19 protein-coding genes are annotated in these 18838 nt (G+C 64.1%); 6 read left to right on the forward strand and 13 right to left on the reverse strand.

Features of this window, described 5'->3' with window-relative positions; all coding sequences use genetic code 11:
* Positions 1-4: 4 nt before the first annotated feature.
* Positions 5-1594, forward strand: coding sequence for a SusD/RagB family nutrient-binding outer membrane lipoprotein (locus LJ737_RS08590; protein WP_227764685.1), 1590 nt, complete (start codon positions 5-7; stop codon positions 1592-1594).
* Positions 1595-1692: 98 nt separating this feature from the next.
* Here the strand turns inward: LJ737_RS08590 and prfB are convergent.
* The 8 genes from prfB to LJ737_RS08630 form a co-directional block, all read right to left on the reverse strand.
* A protein-coding gene (gene prfB / locus LJ737_RS08595; protein WP_227764687.1) for a peptide chain release factor 2 occupies positions 1693-2770 on the reverse strand; the annotation gives its coding sequence in 2 pieces (ribosomal slippage) (positions 1693-2718 and positions 2720-2770; 1077 coding nt in all).
* A gap of 167 nt (positions 2771-2937) precedes the next feature.
* Positions 2938-4002, reverse strand: coding sequence for a branched-chain amino acid aminotransferase (locus LJ737_RS08600; RefSeq protein ID WP_227764690.1), 1065 nt, complete (start codon positions 4000-4002; stop codon positions 2938-2940).
* 68 nt (positions 4003-4070) lie between these two features.
* Positions 4071-4625, reverse strand: a complete 555-nt coding sequence (locus LJ737_RS08605) for a cob(I)yrinic acid a,c-diamide adenosyltransferase (protein ID WP_227764691.1) — start codon at positions 4623-4625, stop codon at positions 4071-4073.
* Between the two features lie 148 nt (positions 4626-4773).
* Positions 4774-5496 carry an ABC transporter ATP-binding protein gene (locus tag LJ737_RS08610; protein WP_227764693.1) on the reverse strand — a complete coding sequence of 241 codons (723 nt, stop codon included), beginning with the start codon at positions 5494-5496 and terminating at the stop codon, positions 4774-4776.
* 12 nt (positions 5497-5508) lie between these two features.
* Positions 5509-8226: a hypothetical protein gene (locus LJ737_RS08615; RefSeq protein ID WP_227764695.1), complete on the reverse strand. Its 2718-nt coding sequence runs from the start codon at positions 8224-8226 to the stop codon at positions 5509-5511.
* Positions 8227-8230: 4 nt separating this feature from the next.
* On the reverse strand, positions 8231-8518 hold the full coding sequence (gatC, locus tag LJ737_RS08620) for an Asp-tRNA(Asn)/Glu-tRNA(Gln) amidotransferase subunit GatC (protein WP_227764697.1): 288 nt from the start codon (positions 8516-8518) through the stop codon (positions 8231-8233).
* Positions 8519-8563: 45 nt separating this feature from the next.
* Positions 8564-9298 carry a lysophospholipid acyltransferase family protein gene (locus LJ737_RS08625; protein ID WP_227764700.1) on the reverse strand — a complete coding sequence of 245 codons (735 nt, stop codon included), beginning with the start codon at positions 9296-9298 and terminating at the stop codon, positions 8564-8566.
* 184 nt (positions 9299-9482) lie between these two features.
* Positions 9483-10046, reverse strand: coding sequence for an NUDIX domain-containing protein (locus LJ737_RS08630; protein ID WP_227765258.1), 564 nt, complete (start codon positions 10044-10046; stop codon positions 9483-9485).
* Positions 10047-10258: 212 nt separating this feature from the next.
* Between LJ737_RS08630 and LJ737_RS08635 the strand changes: the two genes are divergently transcribed.
* Positions 10259-10507 carry a hypothetical protein gene (locus LJ737_RS08635; RefSeq protein ID WP_227764702.1) on the forward strand — a complete coding sequence of 83 codons (249 nt, stop codon included), beginning with the start codon at positions 10259-10261 and terminating at the stop codon, positions 10505-10507.
* Between the two features lie 150 nt (positions 10508-10657).
* Entirely contained in the window at positions 10658-11233 is a 576-nt protein-coding gene (rnhB, locus tag LJ737_RS08640) for a ribonuclease HII (RefSeq protein WP_227764704.1), read from the forward strand.
* A gap of 104 nt (positions 11234-11337) precedes the next feature.
* Here rnhB and LJ737_RS08645 read toward each other — a convergent pair whose 3' ends face one another.
* The 3 genes from LJ737_RS08645 to LJ737_RS08655 all read right to left on the reverse strand — a co-directional run bounded on the left by LJ737_RS08645 (position 11338) and on the right by LJ737_RS08655 (position 13797).
* Complete coding sequence (locus LJ737_RS08645; RefSeq protein ID WP_227764706.1) at positions 11338-11793, reverse strand: response regulator; 456 nt, start codon at positions 11791-11793, stop codon at positions 11338-11340.
* 78 nt (positions 11794-11871) lie between these two features.
* Positions 11872-13407: a sensor histidine kinase gene (locus LJ737_RS08650; protein WP_227764707.1), complete on the reverse strand. Its 1536-nt coding sequence runs from the start codon at positions 13405-13407 to the stop codon at positions 11872-11874.
* A 21-nt stretch (positions 13408-13428) separates the two neighbouring features.
* Entirely contained in the window at positions 13429-13797 is a 369-nt protein-coding gene (locus LJ737_RS08655; RefSeq protein WP_227764709.1) for a CZB domain-containing protein, read from the reverse strand.
* A gap of 284 nt (positions 13798-14081) precedes the next feature.
* On the opposite strand from LJ737_RS08655, the gene gcvT reads away from it, so the two are divergent.
* Complete coding sequence (gene gcvT, locus LJ737_RS08660; RefSeq protein WP_227764711.1) at positions 14082-15185, forward strand: glycine cleavage system aminomethyltransferase GcvT; 1104 nt, start codon at positions 14082-14084, stop codon at positions 15183-15185.
* A 229-nt stretch (positions 15186-15414) separates the two neighbouring features.
* Positions 15415-16140 (forward strand): 2-phosphosulfolactate phosphatase, encoded by a 726-nt coding sequence (locus LJ737_RS08665; RefSeq protein ID WP_227764714.1) that lies wholly within the window; start codon positions 15415-15417, stop codon positions 16138-16140.
* 117 nt (positions 16141-16257) lie between these two features.
* On the opposite strand, the gene LJ737_RS08670 is transcribed toward LJ737_RS08665, so the two are convergent.
* The gene (locus tag LJ737_RS08670; protein ID WP_138078317.1) at positions 16258-16584 is read right to left on the reverse strand and encodes a nucleotide pyrophosphohydrolase; all 327 of its coding nucleotides are present in this window, start codon (positions 16582-16584) and stop codon (positions 16258-16260) included.
* 94 nt (positions 16585-16678) lie between these two features.
* Positions 16679-17134: a D-aminoacyl-tRNA deacylase gene (dtd, locus tag LJ737_RS08675; RefSeq protein ID WP_227764716.1), complete on the reverse strand. Its 456-nt coding sequence runs from the start codon at positions 17132-17134 to the stop codon at positions 16679-16681.
* A 154-nt stretch (positions 17135-17288) separates the two neighbouring features.
* Between dtd and LJ737_RS08680 the strand changes: the two genes are divergently transcribed.
* Positions 17289-18803 (forward strand): hypothetical protein, encoded by a 1515-nt coding sequence (locus LJ737_RS08680; RefSeq protein ID WP_227764718.1) that lies wholly within the window; start codon positions 17289-17291, stop codon positions 18801-18803.
* Positions 18804-18838 lie beyond the last annotated feature (35 nt).

Below are 18838 nucleotides of genomic sequence, written 5' to 3' on the forward strand. Positions count from 1 at the left end.
ATCCATGAAAATAATTTCCAGATTTCTGCTGGCGGCGGCATTACTGAGCACTGCCACAAGCTGCGAGAAGTTTCTCGACATTAACGATAACCCCAACAGCGCAACCTCGGCAACGGCTGATCAAATCCTTGCTTCGGCGCTGGTTACCACCGCTGCCAACTACAACGGTGGGGTAGCAGCAGGCCAGAACTTCAACAGCTACGCCAGCTGGGCTGCCGGCTACTGGGGCAAGTCGGGGGTAGTAAACGGCTACGCCGAAGAGCGTACGTACAACTACACCACGTCGTACTACCAGAACCTGTGGAGCCAGACCTACGACAACCTGAATGACTACAACCTCATTCAGCAGCAGGCAGCGGCTTACCCGAACCACGCGGCTATTGCCCGCATCATGAAGGTGTACAACTTCCTGCTGCTGGTAGATGAGTACGGTGATATTCCCTACTTCACTGCCCTGAAGGCAGCTGGCAACACGACTCCGAGCTACGACCGGGCAGCCGACATCTACAAGGACTTCATCGTCCAGCTGACGGGTGCCGTGGGCGACATCAACGCTGCCACCGGCGGTGCGGCTGTCGGCGCTGAAGACGTCGTCTTCCGGGGCGACATGACCAAGTGGAAGAAGTTTGCCAACAGCCTCAAGCTGCGTATTCTGCTGCGTGAGTCGCAGACGAACGACGCTACCTTGAACGCTGCTATCCGCACGGAAATGACGGCCCTGCAGGCGGCTCCCGATGGCTTTATCACGACGGATGTACTGGTACAGCCGGGCTATTCGCAGAGCGCCAACCAGCAGAACCCGTTCTACAACCGTTACGGCAAGACGGCTGGTGGTACCGCTTCGACGGAGCAGCTCTACCAAATCCCGACCAACTACATCCTGACCCAGTACACCAGCAACAACGACCCGCGCGTGTCGCAGTTGTACGCGCAGGGTCTGCGCAACGGCACGGCTCAGTACGTTGGTACGGACTTGGGCGAGCGTAGCCCGGCAGGCAACACGGCTACGTTGAAGGCCTCGTTCTTCTTGGACGGCGGCGGGCTGCTGAAAGGCCCCAATGCCCCGACCGCGCTGATGCTGCTGTCGGAGCACCTCTTCAACAAGGCCGAAGCCGAAACCCGCGGCCTGTTCACGGGCGGTGATGCGTCTGCGAAGACCGACTACCAAGACGGTATCAAAGCGTCGTTCATGTACTTCTACCGCTCGGCTAACGGAACGGTGAATACCATTGCCGAAACGGCCACGAACTCTTCCATTGCGGGGGTAGCGCAGTACAACACCTACATCGCCGCCAACACGACGAACCCGAAAGTCAACTACGACTTGGCTCCGACCGGGACCTTGGGTAAGCAAGAGGTGATTATCTACCAGAAGTACCTGGCCGAAAACTCGGTGGCTAGCACCGAGGCGTGGGACGACTACCGTCGTACCGGGCTGCCGGCTATTCCGGCTTCGCTAGAGTCTATCTCGACGCGCCCAGACAAGCTGCCGACCCGTCTGCTGTACCCGCTGACGGAAATCAACACCAACCAGGCCAACATCCCGACTGGCGTTGATCAGTTCTCGAAGATTTTCTGGGACGTGAAAGACTAACTAAGTCCAAACACCCAGCAAAAAGGGCTGCCCGATTGGGCAGCCCTTTTTATTTGAGCAGTAAGAGCAAGCAGGCAAATGGAGGCCGTGGGCTTGCGCTAGTTTTGCATCAGCCAGGCCTTGATGTACTCGTCCAGGTCGCCATCCAGCACGTTTTGCACGTCGGTGCGTTCCACGCCGGTGCGAATGTCCTTGATGAGCTTGTACGGGTGCAGCACGTAGTTGCGGATCTGCGAGCCGAAATCGATGCGCTTCTTGCCGGCCTCTACCTCCGCCCTGGCCGCGTTGCGCTTGTCCATTTCAATCTGGTACAGGCGCGACTTAAGCATGCGTAGGGCGTGCTCCTTGTTCATGAGCTGGCTGCGCTCGATCTGCACGGCGATGATGATGCCGGAGGGCGCGTGCGTGAGGCGCACGGCTGTTTCCACCTTGTTCACGTTCTGCCCCCCAGCGCCACCGGCTCGGAAGGTGTCCCAGCTGATATCGGCGGGGTTGATGGTGATGTTGATGCTGTCATCCACCACCGGGTAGGCAAACACCGACGCGAAGGAGGTGTGGCGGCGGCCGCTGCTGTCGAAGGGCGAAATGCGCACAAGGCGGTGCACGCCGATTTCGCTCTTGAGGTAGCCGTACGCAAACTGCCCGTCGATTTCGAGCGTAGCCGACTTGATACCGGCACCTTCGCCCGGCTGGTAATTGACTTCGCGCACGGTGAAGCCGTGCTTTTCGCCCCACATGATGTACATGCGCATGAGCATCTCGGCCCAGTCCTGGCTTTCGGTGCCGCCCGCGCCGGGGTTGATTTCGAGGATGGCCGACAATTGGTCTTCCTCGTTGGAGAGCATGCGCTTAAACTCCAACTGCTCCACCGTCTGCACGGCTTTGTCGTATTCGGCGCGCATTTCGGCCTCCGGCACTTCGCCTTCCTTGTAGAAGTCGAAGAGCACGTCGAGGTCGTCAAGGGTTTTCTCGGCGGCTTCGTAGTCGTCGGTCCACACCTTGATGCCTTTCAGCTCCTTCAGCGTCGCCTCGGCTTTCTTGGAGTCGTCCCAGAAGTCGGCCGATTGGCTTTGCTGCTCCAGGCTGGTTACTTGGGCTTTGCGGTTGTCGTAGTCAAAGGTACCTCCTTAAGGCCTCCACGCGGCCTCTCAGGTCTTTCACTTGTTCTGCAGTCATCGGGGTCTGCTCGGAAAGGGTAGCGGGGTGAGAAATACGGGCGTAGAAACGGCCCGGGCTGCCGACGCGGCAGCGGAATGCAGGCAAAGGTAGCCTGATAAACAAAGCCGCCCGCTGCCGACCGGGAAATGGCCAGCAACGGGCGGTTGCGTACTGCTAAGGCAGGCTTACACGCGCACCATCCAGCCGTGCGGATCGGGCGCTTGGCCCGCACGGATGGCATCGAGGGTTTTGCCCACGCGGCGCGAGAATGCCGCGTCGGTCAGGGCCGGCAGGGAGTAATCGGTGCCTTCGAAACCGATGACGGCAATGGAGGCAATGGTAGCGGCCGTGCCCACGCCGAAAGCTTCCTGCAAGGTGCCGTTCTGGGCGGCTTCCACGATTTCGTGCACCGATACTTTGCGCTCTTCTACCGGCATGCCCCAGTCGCGGGCCAGTTGCAGCACGCTCTTGCGGGTAATGCCGTCGAGGATGGAGCTGCTGGTGGCGGGAGTGACGACGCGGCCGTCGATGACGAAAATGGCGTTCATCGTGCCCGATTCTTCCACGTAGCGGTGTTCGGAGGCATCGGTCCAGATGAGTTGGTTGTAACCGTCCTGCTGGGCCAGCTTGGTGGGGTACATAGCCGCGCCGTAGTTACCAGCATTCTTAGCGAAGCCGGCTCCACCCTCGGCCGAGCGCACGTATTTCTCCTCGAAACGTACGCGGATGGGCTTGTTGTAGAAGGCGCCGGCCGGGCAGGTGATAATAACAAAGCGGTAAGTGTCCGAGGGCCGCACGCCCAGCAAGCCGTCGGTGGCGAACATGAAGGGGCGGATGTAGAGCGAGTAGCCGTCCTGGGACGGCACCCAGTCGGAATCGAGGCGGACGAGCTGCGTGAGGCCCTGCATAAACAGCTCCTCCGGAATTTCGGGCATGCACATGCGCACGGCCGAGAGGTTCAGGCGGCGGCAATTGTCCAGGGGACGGAACAGCTGCACCCCGCCCGAAACGGTCCGGTAGGCTTTCATGCCTTCGAAAATGGACTGGCCGTAGTGCAGCGCCGAGTTGGCGGGGCTCACGGCCATGTCGCCGAAGGGCACAATCTGGGGCTCCTGCCATTCGCCGTTGGCGTAGTCGACGACGAACATGTGGTCGGCGAAGGTTTTGCCAAATTCGATGTTGGCCGGGTCAAGCTCACCCAGGCGCGAGGCCGTGGTGCGCTGCGTACGAATCGTCAGCGTGTCAAGCATGAAAGTGGGGAAGGAAAAGAGGGGAATGCAGAAAAAAGGGCGGAAACAGACGGAGTGGGTAGCAGAAGCTACGCTTTTTGGCGGGGTTGCCAGGTTACTTCTTCGGCGCCGAGGGCGTGGGCCATCCAGCGCGCCAGTACAAACAGATAATCGGAAAGCCGGTTCAAGTACTGGATGACTAAGTCCGGAACAAAGGAGTCTTCGCGCAGGGCAATGGCTAGGCGCTCGGCGCGGCGGCACACGCAACGGGCCACGTGCGCGTGCGACACGGCCGGGTGGCCGCCGGGCAGGATAAAGTGGCGCAGCTCGGGTAGCACCTCGTTGAGGCGGTCCATTTCCTGCTCCAGCTCCAGCACGTCCGAGTCGAGCAGATCGGGCAATTGCATGCGGGAGCGTTCGGGGTCGGAGGCCAGCGTGGCGCCGATGGTGAAGAGGCGGTCCTGCACGTGCTTGAGCAGGGTGCGGTGGGGGAGGTTCACGTCTTGGTCGCGTACCAGGCCCACCCAAGAGTTCAGCTCGTCGACGGTGCCATAGGCTTCGATGCGGTGACTGGATTTGGGCACGCGGGTGCCGCCGATCAGCGAGGTCAGGCCTTGGTCGCCGGTGCGGGTGTAAATCTTCACGGAAACGGGCAGAAACGGAGAAAGATAAAAAGGCGAACGGCCGTTCGTAAGAAAGCCGGGTCACCGAAAGTTACGGGAAAAGAAATGCCCCGGCTACTAGCCGGGGCAGGTTCTTGGATGTCAAGGGCTATGGAATAGAATCCTGGCTTTACGAATGCACAACGCTCTGGTGGGCGCGCACATCGTGGTTGGGCTGGTCGGTTTCAATTTCACCGTCGCGCAGACGCACGATACGGTGGGCGTAGCGGGCAATATCTTCTTCGTGGGTTACCATGATGATGGTATTGCCTTTGGCGTACAGGGCCTCAAACAGCTCCATGATTTCGTAGCTGGTCTTGGAGTCGAGGGCGCCGGTGGGTTCGTCGGCCAGCAGCACGCTGGGGTTGTTGACGAGGGCGCGGGCAATGGCCACGCGCTGGCGCTGCCCGCCCGACAGTTCATTGGGCTTGTGCTTGGCGCGGTCGTGCAGGCCCACGGAGCGCAAGGATTCCATGGCCAGCTCCTCGCGCTCCGACTTGGAATAGCCGGCGTAAATCAGCGGAAGGGCAACGTTGTCGAGGGCCGTGGCGCGGGGCAGCAGGTTGAAGGTTTGGAAAACGAAACCGATTTCCTTGTTGCGCACGTCGGCAAGCTGGTTGTCGGTCATGCGGCTCACGTCCTTGCCGTTCAGAATGTACTGACCGGTGCTGGGCGTGTCGAGGCAACCGACGATGTTCATCAGCGTGGATTTGCCCGACCCGGACGGGCCCATGAAGGCCACGTACTCGCCGCGCTTGATGCTAATGGTGACCGAACGCAGGGCGTGGATTTCCTCGGTGCCCATCCGGTACACCTTGGAAATGTGAGAGGTTTGAATGACAGGCGGCAGCATGATGGGTTGGGGTTAGTTCCAGGGTGCTGCGGCGGCCTGGTGGATGACGCGCCGTTTTTCGTATTGGCTACGAAATATAGAATATTCCGGAGATGAAAGCAACCTGGAAAGCTTTTGCTCTGCTTCCGCCGCATATTCTTCCAATCCGGCGTCAGCAGCGGCAAAAACAAAGCTTTTCAGCAATGGCACCGACGTGGGATTGTAGGACAGCGCCCGCCGCGTAAGCTCGTAAGCCGTCAGCGGGTCCTGGCTTTGGGTGAAAAACGCGGCCGCCTGCACGGTGCCGGTTTCGTCGAAGGGGTCGGCTTGGGCGAGGCGCTGGTACTGGGCTGCCGCGGCTTTGGAGTCTTTTTGCGCCAGCTGCGCCACGGCGCTGTAAGCCGCGGCCAGCGGTCGGGCCTGCGCGGCGGGGGGCGGCACGGCGCCGCTCAGCAGGCGCTGCAAGCCAGTGGCGGCCTGGGGCCGGGCCCGGACGGCGCGGGTAGCCAGTTGCTGCGCCGAATCGGGGCGGCCGGCCCAGTACCACGCGTAGGTGGCGGGCAGTGCGGCGGCCGGGTTGCCCGCCTGTTCGGCCCGCGAAAGGCGAGCCGCCGCCGCCGGAAAGAGGCCGCGTTCGAGCAGGTAGGTGCCCAGGACTTGCTGGTAGTAGCCTTCCGCCGTGCCGGTCGCCAGCGCTTCGAGCTGATCGAAGCCGGCGGAGGGGCGACCGGCGCGCAGCAGCTGCAGGCCGTGCAGAAAAGCCAGCTGGTCGTGGAAATTCTCGTTGCTGCGCACTTGCTGCAGGCTCTCCAGCAGCGGCAGCAGGGCGGTGTCGCGGCGGGCGGCCTGAGCCAGGCCCACGTGGTAGAGCTGGGCAAACTGCGCCACCGTCAGGGCTGAGTCGACGGCGGGGCGGGCGGCGGCCACGGGCTGAAACTGGCCCTGCAGCAACTGTAGCAGCCAGGCGTTGTTTTGCCAGGCGGGCCAAGTGGGCTGAGCGGCCTCCGCGGCGGCGGCGCGGGCGGCACTCAACTGCCCATTTTTGAGCAGAAAAGCCAGCCAATTGGTGCGCGCCACAGGGTTGTCGGCATCGGCGGCGAGGCTGCGGCGCAGGTAATACTGCACCGAGTCGGTAAGGGCCGAGCGGGTGTAGAGCTGGGCCATTTCGGCATTGAGCCGCGGGCGGGCGGGCAGCTCCCGCAGCGCCTGTCGCAGAATCTGCTGCCGGTCGAAAAAGTCGGTGGGCTGATCGAAACGTGCCCCAAGGCGCAAAAACGCCTTTTCGTTCGGCTCGCGCAGCAGCGTGGTGCGCAGGATGTTGATTTCGTTCTGGCGCTGGGCCCGGGCTTGGTAGAGCGCGGCCCGCCCAAAGGCGGCGCGGGCGTTGCGCGGGTCGAGCTGGTCGGCTTCGGCGTAATACCGCTCGGCCAGGGCGGCGAGGTAGAAGTTGTCGGGTTGCTGCTCGCTCTGGTAGCGCGTCAGGTCGCCGAGCTGGATGTATTCGCCGCTGCGGGCGCGGCTCAGCAGGTCGAAGCCGTTGCGCATGAGTACAGCTGCCACGATGCCCGCTCCGAGCAGGTACACGGCGAAAAACGGCACCCGGCGCGGGTCGAACGCCACGCGGTGCACCTGCAGCTTCTGCCGGATTAGCGGCCCGAAGTTCAGCAGCACGTAGAGGAAAAAAGCCGTACTCAGGCCAAGCAAGATCAGGTTGACAGCTTCGCGGCCGGCTTGCAGCAACGGCTCGTTGGCCGTGGCCGCGGCGTAGCCCACGGCGGCGGTGGCCAGCAGCGTCAGCACCAAGTACAGCGGCGCCGCCGCGCGCAGCGGCAGCCAAGCTTGGTAGGTCGGCAGGCGGCGCGGCAGGCTCCACCAGCCCACCACGGCGGCCAGCAGCAACAGCACGTACGGCTCCAGGTGAATGCCCGGCAGCACGGCCAGCTGGCCATCATTCCAGTAATAAAGCAGCAGAATGCCCAGCAGCAGTACGCTTGACAGCACGAAGGGCATCAGGCCGAAACGCCCGCGGGGCGTGGCGCCCTGGGTGTTGAACCACAGCAGCCCGTACACCAGCTCGACGCCTACCCAGAGGCTCAGCAGCACGACCACGACCGAACCCGCTGGCGTGCCGAAAGCCGCCAGATGCAGCACCACGTAGGCCGCCGGCTGCGTAGACTTGGTGAGCAGCAGCGCCGCCAGGGCGGCTACGAGCCCGGCGAAGAGCAGCAGCCGCCAGCCCAGGCCCACGCGCTCGAAGAAAGCGTGTAGCAAAAAGGCCGGTAGCAGCAAGGTGGCCAGCGTCAGCATCAGAAAGTACTGGTGCTGCTCCCCGAATACGCCCAGCGCATCGAGGTTCAGGGACATCAGCAGGAAGATGACGGGCACGGCGCCGGCCACGAAGGCCAAGCGGGCTTGCTGGCTGATGACGGCCAGCCACACCACTAGGCTCAGGCCCAGCACCGCGCACCAGGCCGCCGCCGCATCGGGCCAGAGCAGGGGGCCGGCCACGTCGTAGGTCTGCGTCACGGCGTAGCCGTTGGCCTGCAGGGCGAGGCTATCGGCGCCGGCGGGGACTTGCGCCACCGTCACGGGCACCGGGGCCAGCTGGGCTACTGTGCCCACGGGCAGGGTGTGGTCGTCGCCGCTGAAGTAGGCGTACACGGTCAGGCCTAGCGTCAGCGCCAGCACGGCGCCGAGGGCCCAGAGAAGAAAGCGGCCGGCCGTAGGGCCGGCCGGGGTAGGTGCCTGCACGCGCTTATTCCAGAACTTTAGGTACGCGGAAGTAATCGGAGTCCTTGCGCGGGGCGTTTTTCAGCCCGTCGGCGTGGCTCACGGTATTGCGCGGCTCGTCGGGGCGCATCACGTTCAGCTCGTGGCTCAGGTGCACCAGCGGCTCCACGTTGCTGGTGTCGAGGTGGTTGAGCTGGTCGACCCAGTTGAGGATTTCGTTGAGGTCGGCGAGCATTTTCTGCTCGTTGCCCTCGTTGAATTCGAGGCGAGAAAGGTGGGCCAGTTGGCGCAGGGTATTCAGGTCGGTGCTCACTGCAGGGGCAGAAATTAAGTTCGGAGGAAAAGAAAGGCGGCCCGGCTAGGCCTGCACGGCCGCTTCGGCTTCGGGCCGCGGCTCGGCGCGCAGGGTGCTGGCGGGCGGGATGCCGGCCGCCGCCGGGTCGAATTCGCTGGCAATAATACGCGCCACGCGCTCCTTTAGTGCCGGAATGTCGGCCGCGGTGAGGCCCAAGGTGGGAATGGGCTCGTGGATGACGATGCGCAGCTTGGAGTAGCGCACGCGCAGGCCCTTCACGTCGGGCATGAAGCGGTGATTGTAGGGCATGGTGACGGGCACCAGCGGCACGCCGGCGGCCACGGCCAGCTGAAACGGCCCGTCTTTGAAGGGCATCAGCTCCTCGGCGGGCTTAGCGGCAATGGCGCCTTCGGGAAAAATCACCACCGAGCGGCCTTGCTGCAGTGTCTGGCGGGCCTGCACGAAGGAGCGGCCCCGGCTCACGGCGCTGCTGCGGTCGACGGTGATGTAGACGCGGCCGAAAATCGGGCCCCAGAGCGGGGTTTTGGCCAGGGAGCTTTTGCCCATGATGTTCAAATGGCCCGGAATGGCCTTGAACAGGAGCGGAATGTCGATGTAGGAGCTGTGGTTGGGCACGTACACCACCGGCTGCCCGGCCGGCACCTGCCCGCGAATTTCCACCGACACGGGCATGCCCCACATGCGGATGAAGAGAATGGACCACCAGCGGTTGAGCGCGTGCAAGTAGCGGTGCCAGCGCGGCTGGCGCGAGAGCAACACCTGCAGGGGGTACGTCACCACGAAGGGAAAGACGAACCAAAACGTTGCCCAAGTAGTGTATAGGCGGTGACCAATAAAACGCAACAGCCGACGCATACCTGCAAAGGTAATAGTTAGGGGACAGGTGAACGGGCCGCAAGCAACGGCGGCAACGGTGAAAACCAGCTGAACCCGCCCGCTTTGGCGCCGCAGGTGCCCGGCCTCAGCGCTGGCTCAGCACCAGGGCGGCTTTCAGCAGGCCGGCCACGCTGATGGCGTCGGTGATGCGGTTGTCCATGACCATCTGCACGGCTTGCTTAAAGGGTAGTTTCCAGAGGTGCAGCTCCTCGGTTTCCTCGTGCTCCATCTCACCTTGCTCCAGGTCTTCGGCCAGGAACACAAAGCCTTCCTCGTCGGTGACGGAGTTGGAGGGGTGCAGGCGGGCAATGTTGGTCCAGCGCCGGGCGGTCAGGCCGGTTTCCTCGCGCAGCTCCCGCTGGGCCGATTCCAGAATATCCAGCTCCACCGGGCCGCCGCCCATCGGAATTTCCCAGCAGTACTCGTTGAGCGGGTAGCGGTACTGGCCCACCAGCCAGGTATTGCCCTCGGCGTCGATGGGGACGATGCCCAGGGCCTTGTTTTTCATCGTCACCACCCCGTAGATGCCGCGGCCGCCTTTGGGGTTGATGACCTGGTCTTCGCGCACGCTGATCCAGGGGTTCTGGTACTTGATTTCCGAGCTGAGGGTCTGCCAGGGGTTGTGGGTTTCGTCGGGAGCCGGGTACATGCGCGGGGCGTTGAAGTCTGCAAGCAAAGCTACGGGCGTTTGGGCACTGCTGGTGGCGGGTGGTGCGCGGTCAGTAGGGGGCGGGCGGCAGCCGGTGCCGTGCCTGAAAAAAATCCGGCACCGGGGTAACATAGAGTTAACTTGATATGAGCTAAAGCCGTAACTTCCAACTAAGCTGGTCGCCGACATTCCGGCCAGCCGTCCGCACTACTATGGCCAATTCGCAAAAAAACTCCGCCAACCAAAACTCCAACGGCGCCATCGGCGACCCGCTTTTTAACCTGAAACACGCCCAAGCCGAGTCGGAGCTGCAGCAGCAGACCGGCGGCCTCGGCCCCCTCACCAACGAATACATCAGCACCGACGAAGACGGGGAGCTGGACGAAGGCCCGCGCGACAGCCAGGGCCTGCGCCGCGGCGAATCGCCCGATATAACTGGCAGCACCGCCGGCCGCCACTAAGCGCCGGCCAGGATATAGGCACCTCCTTTCATGCCTATCTGCGGTACCGCCCGCCGGGACATCAGACACCCCGGCGGGCGGTACTTTTTTGCGCCCTAACGAGCCGGTGTGCCGCCTCACAGCCGGCTACTGGCTATTTTTGCGCCCGTTATGCTGCCCGTTTCCCTTACCGCCCAGCTCCACGAAGCCGGCCTCGACGAAGCCGGCCGCGGCTGCCTGGCCGGGCCCGTGTTTGCCGCCGCCGTGGTGCTGCCGCCCGATTTTCAGGCCCCCGGCCTCACCGATTCCAAGCTGCTGAGCGCCAAGCGCCGCGAGCAGCTACGCGACATCATCTGCCGCGAGGCGCTGGCCTGGGCCGTGGCCGAAGCCTCACCCGACGAAATTGCCAGCATCAACATTGCCCAGGCCAGCTACCTGGCCATGCACCGCGCCGTGGCCCAGCTCGGCCTGCAGCCCACGCACCTGGCCGTCGACGGCAACCGGTTCCGGGCCTATCCCGGCATCGAGCACAGCTGCATCATCAAGGGCGACGGGAAGTACCAGAACATTGCCGCCGCCTCGGTGCTGGCCAAAACCTTCCGCGACGAGCGGATGCGCGAGCTGGCCGCCGAATTTCCGCAGTACGGCTGGGAGCAAAACGCCGGCTACCCCACCGGGCTGCACCGCGCCGCCATTCGCGCCCACGGCCCCACGCCCCACCACCGCATGGGCTTCCGGCTGCTTTGACTAAGGTGAAATGGTGAAAGGTGAAGACCTCCGCTTCACCCAACAAAAAGGCCTTGGCAACACTGCCAAGGCCTTTTTGTTGGGTGAAAATTGGAAAAACAACCTCACCGTTGCGTCTGCTCCTTGAGGCGCAGCAGGTCGAGAAAGAGGCTAAAGCCGTCGACGGTGGAGCCGCCCTCGCCGAACTTGTCGAAGTTCAGGGGTTTGATGATGTAGCCGCTCACAGCTAAGTCGCGGGCCTTGAGGCGGTCCGATTCGAGGTCGGAAGTGGTCATGATGAACACGTTCAGGCCCACAAACTCGGGGTCGGAGCGCAGGACTTCGAGCAGCTCCAGGCCGTTCATGCGGGGCATGTTGATGTCGAGCATCACCACGCTGGGCTTGGGAATCTGGTCCCGGTCGCCCTCGCCGCGCAGCAGCGCCAGGGCTTCACGGCCGTTGCGGGCCACGTAGAGCGGTACGGTAATGCTGTGCTTGCGTAGCTCGCGCTGCACGTTCATGATGTCCATCTGGTCGTCTTCGACGAGCAGAATGCTGGCTGGAGCGGAATCGGTAGACATGGGGTAAGCGGCTGAAAAACGCCCGGCACCGGGTGCAGGTGAGGCACCGCCGGTCCTGGGCTATACGGCAAAGCAGCGCTAATGGCTGATTCCGGCCGGGCGGGTGGCGGTGGCCGGTGCCACCCGGGCCGTGGTTTTGGGCCAGGTAAACGTGAACGTGGAGCCCGCCCCCTCGCTGGATTCCAGCCGGATAACGCCGCCGTGGCGCTCCACAATTTTTTTGACGATGGCCAAGCCCACGCCCGTACTTTCCAGCGTGTCGCGCTCGGTCAGCGTCTGAAACAGCACGAACACCCGCTCGTGGTACTCCGGCGCAATGCCGGGGCCGTTGTCGGCAATGGTGAAGGTGTACTCCTCGGTGGTTTCGCGCAGGCCGATGCGCACAAGGCCGTGGGCCGGGTCGTGGTGGTACTTCAGCGCGTTGCTGATCAGGTTGCTGAACACTTGCTGCAGCTCCACCCGCGAGGCAGTGAGTACCGGCAAGTAGGGTGGCAAGGTCACGTGGAAGCCTTCGGGAGGGGCCAACGAGTCGATAATTTCGGTAAGCAACTCGCGCACGTTTACGCGCTCCTGCTGCTGCTGCACCCGCCCGATGCGCGCCAGCTCCAGAATGCCGCTGATGAGGTTTTCCATGCGGTGGGTGCGGGTGCGCATTAGCAAGAGAAACTCCCGGATGTGCTCGGGCAGGGTTTCGTCCATGTCTTCCTCGATCCAGCGCGAGGCGCTTTCGATGCCGCGCAGCGGGGCTTTCAAGTCGTGCGAAACGACGTAGGCAAACTGATCCAGCTCCTGGTTGCGGCGCTCCAACTGCCCGATGGTCGACTCGATGGTGCCGGCCATGGAATTGAGCGACGTGGCCAGCTCGCTCAACTCGTCGTGGGCATCGTCGGTGAGACGCACGTGGTACTCGCCGCGGGCAATGCGGGTGGCCAGCTGCACCATGCCGTTGATGCGCCGTGAGAGCAGCCGCGCCAGCAGCCCGGCCCCGATCAGCCCGAGCACCAGGGCCAGCAAGGTGAGCACCACCGACAGCACCCGCGTCTGCTGAATGCTGGCCGCCAGCTTGGCGCGTTGCTTGTCGCGGGTGGCCAGCTCGTCGCGGTCGAAGCCGCGGAAGATAACCCGGATCTGGTCCATGAGCTGCTTGCCGGTGCCGTCTTCCACCAGCGCGCGGTGCTCCATGCCGTCGACGCCTTCCTGGCGGGCGTTGCGCTGGCGGGCGGCCCGCTTCTCGGCAATCAGCAGGTGCGAGTAGGCCGCCCACCGCTCGTACAGCGCCTGGGCGCGCACCATGCGGGCGCGCTGCGGGTCATCGAGCCCGAACTCGTCGCGCAACGAGGTAAACGAGCCCAGCAGCTGCCGCTCGCCGGTGTAGTAAGACTCGAGGAGGCCTTCGTTGCCCACGAGCAGGTAGCCGCGGAAGCCGGATTCCATGTCGACGATGCTGCCGAGCATGCGCGTGGCCTGGGCCGTGCGGTTTTGCGAGTGCGCGATGCGCTCGGAATTGCGCAGCACCTGCCGCGACAACTGGTAATTGACAATGCCGACCATCACGAACAGCATGGCAATGGCCAGGAAACCGATAAACAGACGGGTGGAAAGCTTGAGCTTCATGCAAGAGGGCCGCGCCGGACGCTAGCGGGCCTCTTTACGCAACTTATGCTCAAGAGTATTCAAGAGGCGCAGCACTTCGTCGGTCAGCGGGTTGGTGGCGCGCAGCCCGCGCAGGGCCTCGTCGGCGTGGCCGGCTTGGTGCAGGTCCATCAGGCGGTTGGCTTCTTCGTGCACGCGGCGGTGCAGCTGGTCGAGTTGCTGGGCTTCGAGGTAGTGGCCGAAGCGGGCCAAGGCTACGTCGCGAATCCAGTGGCCTAGGGAGCATTCGTCCGGGTCGCGCACGGGGCCTTCCTCGCCGTCGGCGCCGTAGAGAAAGGAGCGCAGGCGCGCTTTAAAGAGAATATGCTTTAGCCGGGCAGCGTCGAACTCCCGTTTGAGGTCTTCATCCATCGAATACATATCGCCGGTATTGGTGTGCGGCCACCAACCGGGCGTGTAAACTATACCCGATTAGCCGGCCGGAGGTTCTGCAGGACTGACCGGTAAAATTGTGCAGCGGAGCGGCTTGGGCGGGCCCTAGCCATGCCAACGGCCCCCTGGGCTGTGCGAACGAGGCCCCAAGCGCTGCGAAGGGTTTTCGCGGCGGGGGTGGGCCGGGCGTGGCGGATATAGCCTACTTTTGCGCCGCCGGCCGCCGGCCTATTCCCACTCCCCGAACCCCAAGTCCCGCCCCCATGAGCGACCTGAAGACCGTTGTGCTGAACGACGTGCACCAGCAACTCGGCGCCAAGATGGTGCCCTTCGCCGGCTACAACATGCCCGTGCGCTACTCCTCCGACCTCGACGAGCACCACACCGTGCGCCGGGCCGTGGGCATCTTCGACGTGTCGCACATGGGCGAGTTTCGGGTGCGCGGCCCCCGGGCCTTGGACCTGATTCAGCACGTGACCAGCAACGACGCGAGCAAGCTGGCCGACGGCAAAGCCCAGTACTCCTGCCTGCCCAACGAGCAGGGCGGCATCGTGGATGACTTGCTGGTGTACAAGCTGGCCGACGAGGACTACATGCTCGTCGTCAACGCCTCCAACATCGAGAAGGACTGGAACTGGATTCAGAAGTACAACGCCGAATACGGGGCCGAAATGGAGAATATTTCGGACCAGACCAGCCTCTTCGCCGTGCAGGGCCCCAAAGCCGCCGACGCGCTGCAGGGCCTGACCGACGTGGACCTGAAGACCATTCCGTACTACTCCTTCGTGCAGGGCACCTTTGCCGGGCACCCGAACGTCATCATCTCGGCCACCGGCTACACCGGCGCGGGCGGCTTCGAGCTCTACATTCCGAACGAGGCGGCCGTGGACATCTGGAACAAGATTCTGGAAGCCGGCAAGCCCTTCGGCCTGAAGCCCATCGGCCTGGGCGCGCGCGACACGCTGCGCCTGGAAATGGGCTTCTGCCTCTACGGCAACGACATCGACGACACCACCTCGCCGCTGGAAGGCGGCTTGGGCTGGATTACCAAGTTCACCAAGGACTTCGTTAACAGCCAAGAGCTGGCCAAGCAGAAGGAACAGGGCGTGGACCGCAAGCTGGTGGGCTTCCTGATGGACGGCCCCGGCATTCCGCGCGCCCACTACGAGCTGGTGGACGAGGACGGCAACCCGGTGGGCGAAGTGACGTCGGGTACCCAGTCGCCGAGCCTGAGCAAGGGCATCGGCCTGGGCTACGTGAAAACCGAGTTGAGCAAGCCCGGCAGCAAGGTGTTCGTGCAGGTACGCGGCAAAAACCTGCCCGCCACCGTCACCAAGCTGCCCTTCGTGAAAGGCACGGAGGAATAGGCAGGATTTTCCCAGAACGTCATTCCGAGCGCAGCCGAAGAATCTCGCGTGCTTCGCGCTGAATGACCAACCTGAACGTCATTCCGAGCTGGTCGAGGAATCTTGCGTGCTGATGCCGGATAGTAAAATCATCGTCCAACGAGAAGAATGCTATCGGACTAAACACGCGGGATTCCTCGACCAGCTCGGAATGACGTTCTGTTTTTTCTCCGTTCATCAACCACCAATCATGCCCTCAATCGACATCTGCTTCTCCCCGGAGCTGCTGCCGCTCTACCAGCTCGAAGGCCGCGTGGCCGTCATCGTGGATATTCTGCGGGCCACCTCCAGCATCGTCACGGCCCTGGCCAACGGTGTGACGCACGTATTTGCGGTGGCCGAGCTGGACGAATGCGCGGCGCTGGGCCAGCAGCAGGGCTGCCTGACGGCGGCCGAGCGCAACGGCGTGCAGGCCGACGGCTTCGACCTCGGCAACTCGCCCTTCGGCTACCTCGACGGCAAGCTCCCGACCCGGGGCCGGGCCGTGGCCATCAGCACCACCAACGGCACCCAGGCGCTGCGCCGCTCCCTGGCGGCCGACGCCGTGGTCATCGGCGCCTTTCTAAACCTGCAGGCCGTAGCCGACTTTGCCCGCCGGCAGCAAAAAGACGTGCTGGTGGTGTGCGCCGGCTGGAAGGGCCAGTTCTGCCTCGAAGACACCGTTTTCGGCGGAGCCCTGGCCGAGCGCCTGGCCGACACGTTCGACGTGCGCAGCTCGGACGCGACCCTAGCGGCGCTGCACCTCTGGCAGCAAGCCAAGGCCGATCTGCCGGGCTACCTGCTACAGTCCGCGCACGTGCGCCGGCTCAACCACCTCGAAGCCCACAAGGATTTCGAGTTCTGCCTGCGCCTCGACGAGTACCCCGGCACGCTGCCCGTGTGGCAGGAGGATCGGCTGGTGCTGGCGGGTGAGTAGCTAAACAGGTTATGACGGGGGCTGCCCGTACAGGCACGGCCGTCATTCCCGAGCTGGACTTCGGGCATGACGGCCGTGCTTTTTCCGCTTTGCAAGCGGGTGTAGGGGGCGCAGGCGCTACTGCAGCTTCTCGTTCTGGCGGTGGCGGTCGGCGTCGCGCTGGGTTTTCTTCTCCAGGTTGCGCTGCAGGGCCTCGGTCAGGTCGACGCCGGTCTGGTTGGCCAGGCAGATGACCACGAAAAGTACGTCGGCCAGTTCATCGGCCAGCACTTTGTCGCGGTCGGAGGGCTTGAAGGACTGCTCGCCGTACTGGCGGGCAATGATGCGGGCCACCTCGCCGACTTCCTCGGTGAGCATGGCCATGTTGGTCAGTTCGTTGAAATACCGCACGCCGGTGGTCTTGATCCACTGGTCGACGGTTTGCTGGGCTTCTTCTAGAGTCATGTAGAAGTTTAAGAGGGGATGAGGGTAAGGATTGAGAGCATGCGGGGCTGGAAGGTCGGCAACGAATACCTCCCAAACTCCCCCTCGTCAACTCCTAAACTGCGGTGGCTTCCCGGTCGAGCACGATGGTCACGGGGCCGTCGTTGAGCAGGCGCACCTTCATGTCGGCGCCGAAGCGGCCGGTGGCCACGGGGCGACCCAGCAGGGCTTCGAGCTGGCGCACAAATTCTTCGTAGAGCGGAATGGCCACCGGGGGCGGGGCCGCCTGGATGTAGCTGGGGCGGGTGCCTTTGCGGGCGTCGGCGAGCAGGGTAAACTGGCTGACCACCAGCACCTCGCCGCCCACATCCTGCACCGAGAGGTTCATTTTGTCGTCGGCGTCGCTGAAGATGCGCAGCTGCACCAGCTTGCGGGCCATCCAGTCCAGTTCGGCGGCGGTATCGGTGTGGGTGAAGCCGGCCAGGACCAGCAGGCCCGGGCCAATCTGGCCGGTGAGGGCGCCGTCGACGGTTACCGAAGCTTCCGCGACGCGCTGCACGACTACGCGCATGGGGACAGAGGGGTTAAGTGGGATGAGCCTGGACTTGCCCGAAGTGGCGCAGAACCGGCCCGGCGCAAAGAAACGGCACAAATGCCCATCTTCGCCGCCGTTCCGGGCGGATTGGCGTTTCGGCCTGTCCCTCAATTCCTCAGTTCCCGCCGCCGTGTCGTTGCTCCCCGTTCTGTCCGAGCCCCCGCTGCCCGCCGACGCCTCCGCGGCGCGGCGGCGCTGGCTGTTGCCCGCGCTGCTGGTGGTGGCCGGGCTGCGGCTGTGGCGCCTGCCCGCCGCCGCCCTGCCGGATTACGACTCGGTGCGCAACTGGCAGATCGTGCAGGAAGTGGCCCGCTTCGACCTGACGCACCTGTTTCACCACGGCAGCCCGACGTTTTACCTGCTCTACGCCCCGGTTGCGGCTCTGACCACCGATTACCGCGTCTTCTTGGTGCTCAACGCCCTGCTGGCCGTGGCGGCGCTGGGCCTGTTTGCCGACTGGGTAGCCCGCGCCGCCCGCCTGCCCGGCCCCGAAACGGCGCTGCTAACGCTGGCGGCCGGCTCGTCGGTGTTCCTGACCTTTTCGGGCCGCGACTTCACCATGAGTTCTTTGAGCCTGCTGCTGCTGAGTCTGTTACTGCGCGCGCACTGGCAGCGGCTGCAGCAGCCTACGCGGCGCAACGTGCTGCGCACGGCCGCGGTGCTGGCCCTGGGGCTGAGCGTCAACTACAAGTTTCTGCTCACCGTGCCCATTCTGGCGGTGTTAGAGGGGCTGCAGGCCGACGGACTGAGCTGGCGTGCCGGCAACTGGTGGCGGGTGCTGCTGCTGCTGGCCGCGCCGTTTGTGCTGCTGGGCGCGTTGGCCTGGCTGGTGTCGGGCGTGCCGCTGTACCGCTGGCCGGCGGTGTATTACGTGGTCATGTTTCCGGCGGCGGCCAACGCGGCCGGACGGCAGGGCACTGTCCAAGTCGATTTTACCTACTACCTCCGCTACCTGCTCGACTTCGAAGCCCCGCTGCTGCCGGCGCTGGCGGCCGCGCTGGTGTGGTTTGGCGGCGGGCTGCGCCGCCGGCCCCTGCCCGTGGCCGCGTACTTGCTGGTGTGGGCGGCCTGCACGCTGGCCGGCATGTCGCTGCTGGTCAAAGCGCCCCGCGGCCTGCTCTTCGGCTACCTGCCCATGTACGCACTGCTGGTGCTGCTGCTCCGGCGCTGGGCCCGGCCCGCGGCGCTGCTAGGGCTGCTGCTCGTGGTGGGCTACAACGCCGCGCAGCTGCGGCAGCACCTCTACGCCCGCCTGCCCACCCACTACCCGCAAGTGGCGCAGTGGCTGCAGCAGCACGGCATCCGGCGCGTAGCTACCACTGTGGGGCCGGCGCTGTTGCCGGCGGCCCAGGCCCGGGGCGTGGCCGTGGAAGTGGTCAAAACTCGCGCCGAGCTGGAGGCTTTTCGGCGGCGCGGCGGGCGCTACGTGCTGCTCGATGACTACTACCGCGTGGCCGGCGTGCTGGCCTTCGACTCGCTGCGCCGCCGGCCCGCCGTGGCTGCCTGGCCCGAATCCGTGCTGACCTCGCCGCTGCTGTACCTGGAGCACTCGGAATTCACTGGCCTCGGCTACCAGGCCACCTTGCAGCGGCAGCGGCAGGCCGCGCAAGACACGGTGCAGCTGCGGCTGCTCCGACTGCCCTAGCGCGCCATCCCAAAAAATGCGGAACCGGGTATTTG

The organism is Hymenobacter sp. 15J16-1T3B (genome assembly GCF_020711235.1).
Taxonomy (GTDB): domain Bacteria; phylum Bacteroidota; class Bacteroidia; order Cytophagales; family Hymenobacteraceae; genus Solirubrum.

Excerpts from the sequence above, each read along its gene's own strand:
- LJ737_RS08610 (WP_227764693.1), bottom strand. The coding sequence starts at position 5,496 with ATGCTGCCGCCTGTCATTCAAACCTCTCACATTTCCAAGGTGTACCGG.
- LJ737_RS08600 (WP_227764690.1), bottom strand. The coding sequence starts at position 4,002 with ATGCTTGACACGCTGACGATTCGTACGCAGCGCACCACGGCCTCGCGC.
- LJ737_RS08650 (WP_227764707.1), bottom strand. The coding sequence starts at position 13,407 with ATGAAGCTCAAGCTTTCCACCCGTCTGTTTATCGGTTTCCTGGCCATT.
- LJ737_RS08590 (WP_227764685.1), top strand. The coding sequence starts at position 5 with ATGAAAATAATTTCCAGATTTCTGCTGGCGGCGGCATTACTGAGCACT.
- rnhB (WP_227764704.1), top strand. The coding sequence starts at position 10,658 with ATGCTGCCCGTTTCCCTTACCGCCCAGCTCCACGAAGCCGGCCTCGAC.
- LJ737_RS08655 (WP_227764709.1), bottom strand. The coding sequence starts at position 13,797 with ATGGATGAAGACCTCAAACGGGAGTTCGACGCTGCCCGGCTAAAGCAT.
- LJ737_RS08635 (WP_227764702.1), top strand. The coding sequence starts at position 10,259 with ATGGCCAATTCGCAAAAAAACTCCGCCAACCAAAACTCCAACGGCGCC.
- LJ737_RS08670 (WP_138078317.1), bottom strand. The coding sequence starts at position 16,584 with ATGACTCTAGAAGAAGCCCAGCAAACCGTCGACCAGTGGATCAAGACC.
- LJ737_RS08630 (WP_227765258.1), bottom strand. The coding sequence starts at position 10,046 with ATGTACCCGGCTCCCGACGAAACCCACAACCCCTGGCAGACCCTCAGC.
- LJ737_RS08645 (WP_227764706.1), bottom strand. The coding sequence starts at position 11,793 with ATGTCTACCGATTCCGCTCCAGCCAGCATTCTGCTCGTCGAAGACGAC.
- gcvT (WP_227764711.1), top strand. The coding sequence starts at position 14,082 with ATGAGCGACCTGAAGACCGTTGTGCTGAACGACGTGCACCAGCAACTC.
- dtd (WP_227764716.1), bottom strand. The coding sequence starts at position 17,134 with ATGCGCGTAGTCGTGCAGCGCGTCGCGGAAGCTTCGGTAACCGTCGAC.
- LJ737_RS08665 (WP_227764714.1), top strand. The coding sequence starts at position 15,415 with ATGCCCTCAATCGACATCTGCTTCTCCCCGGAGCTGCTGCCGCTCTAC.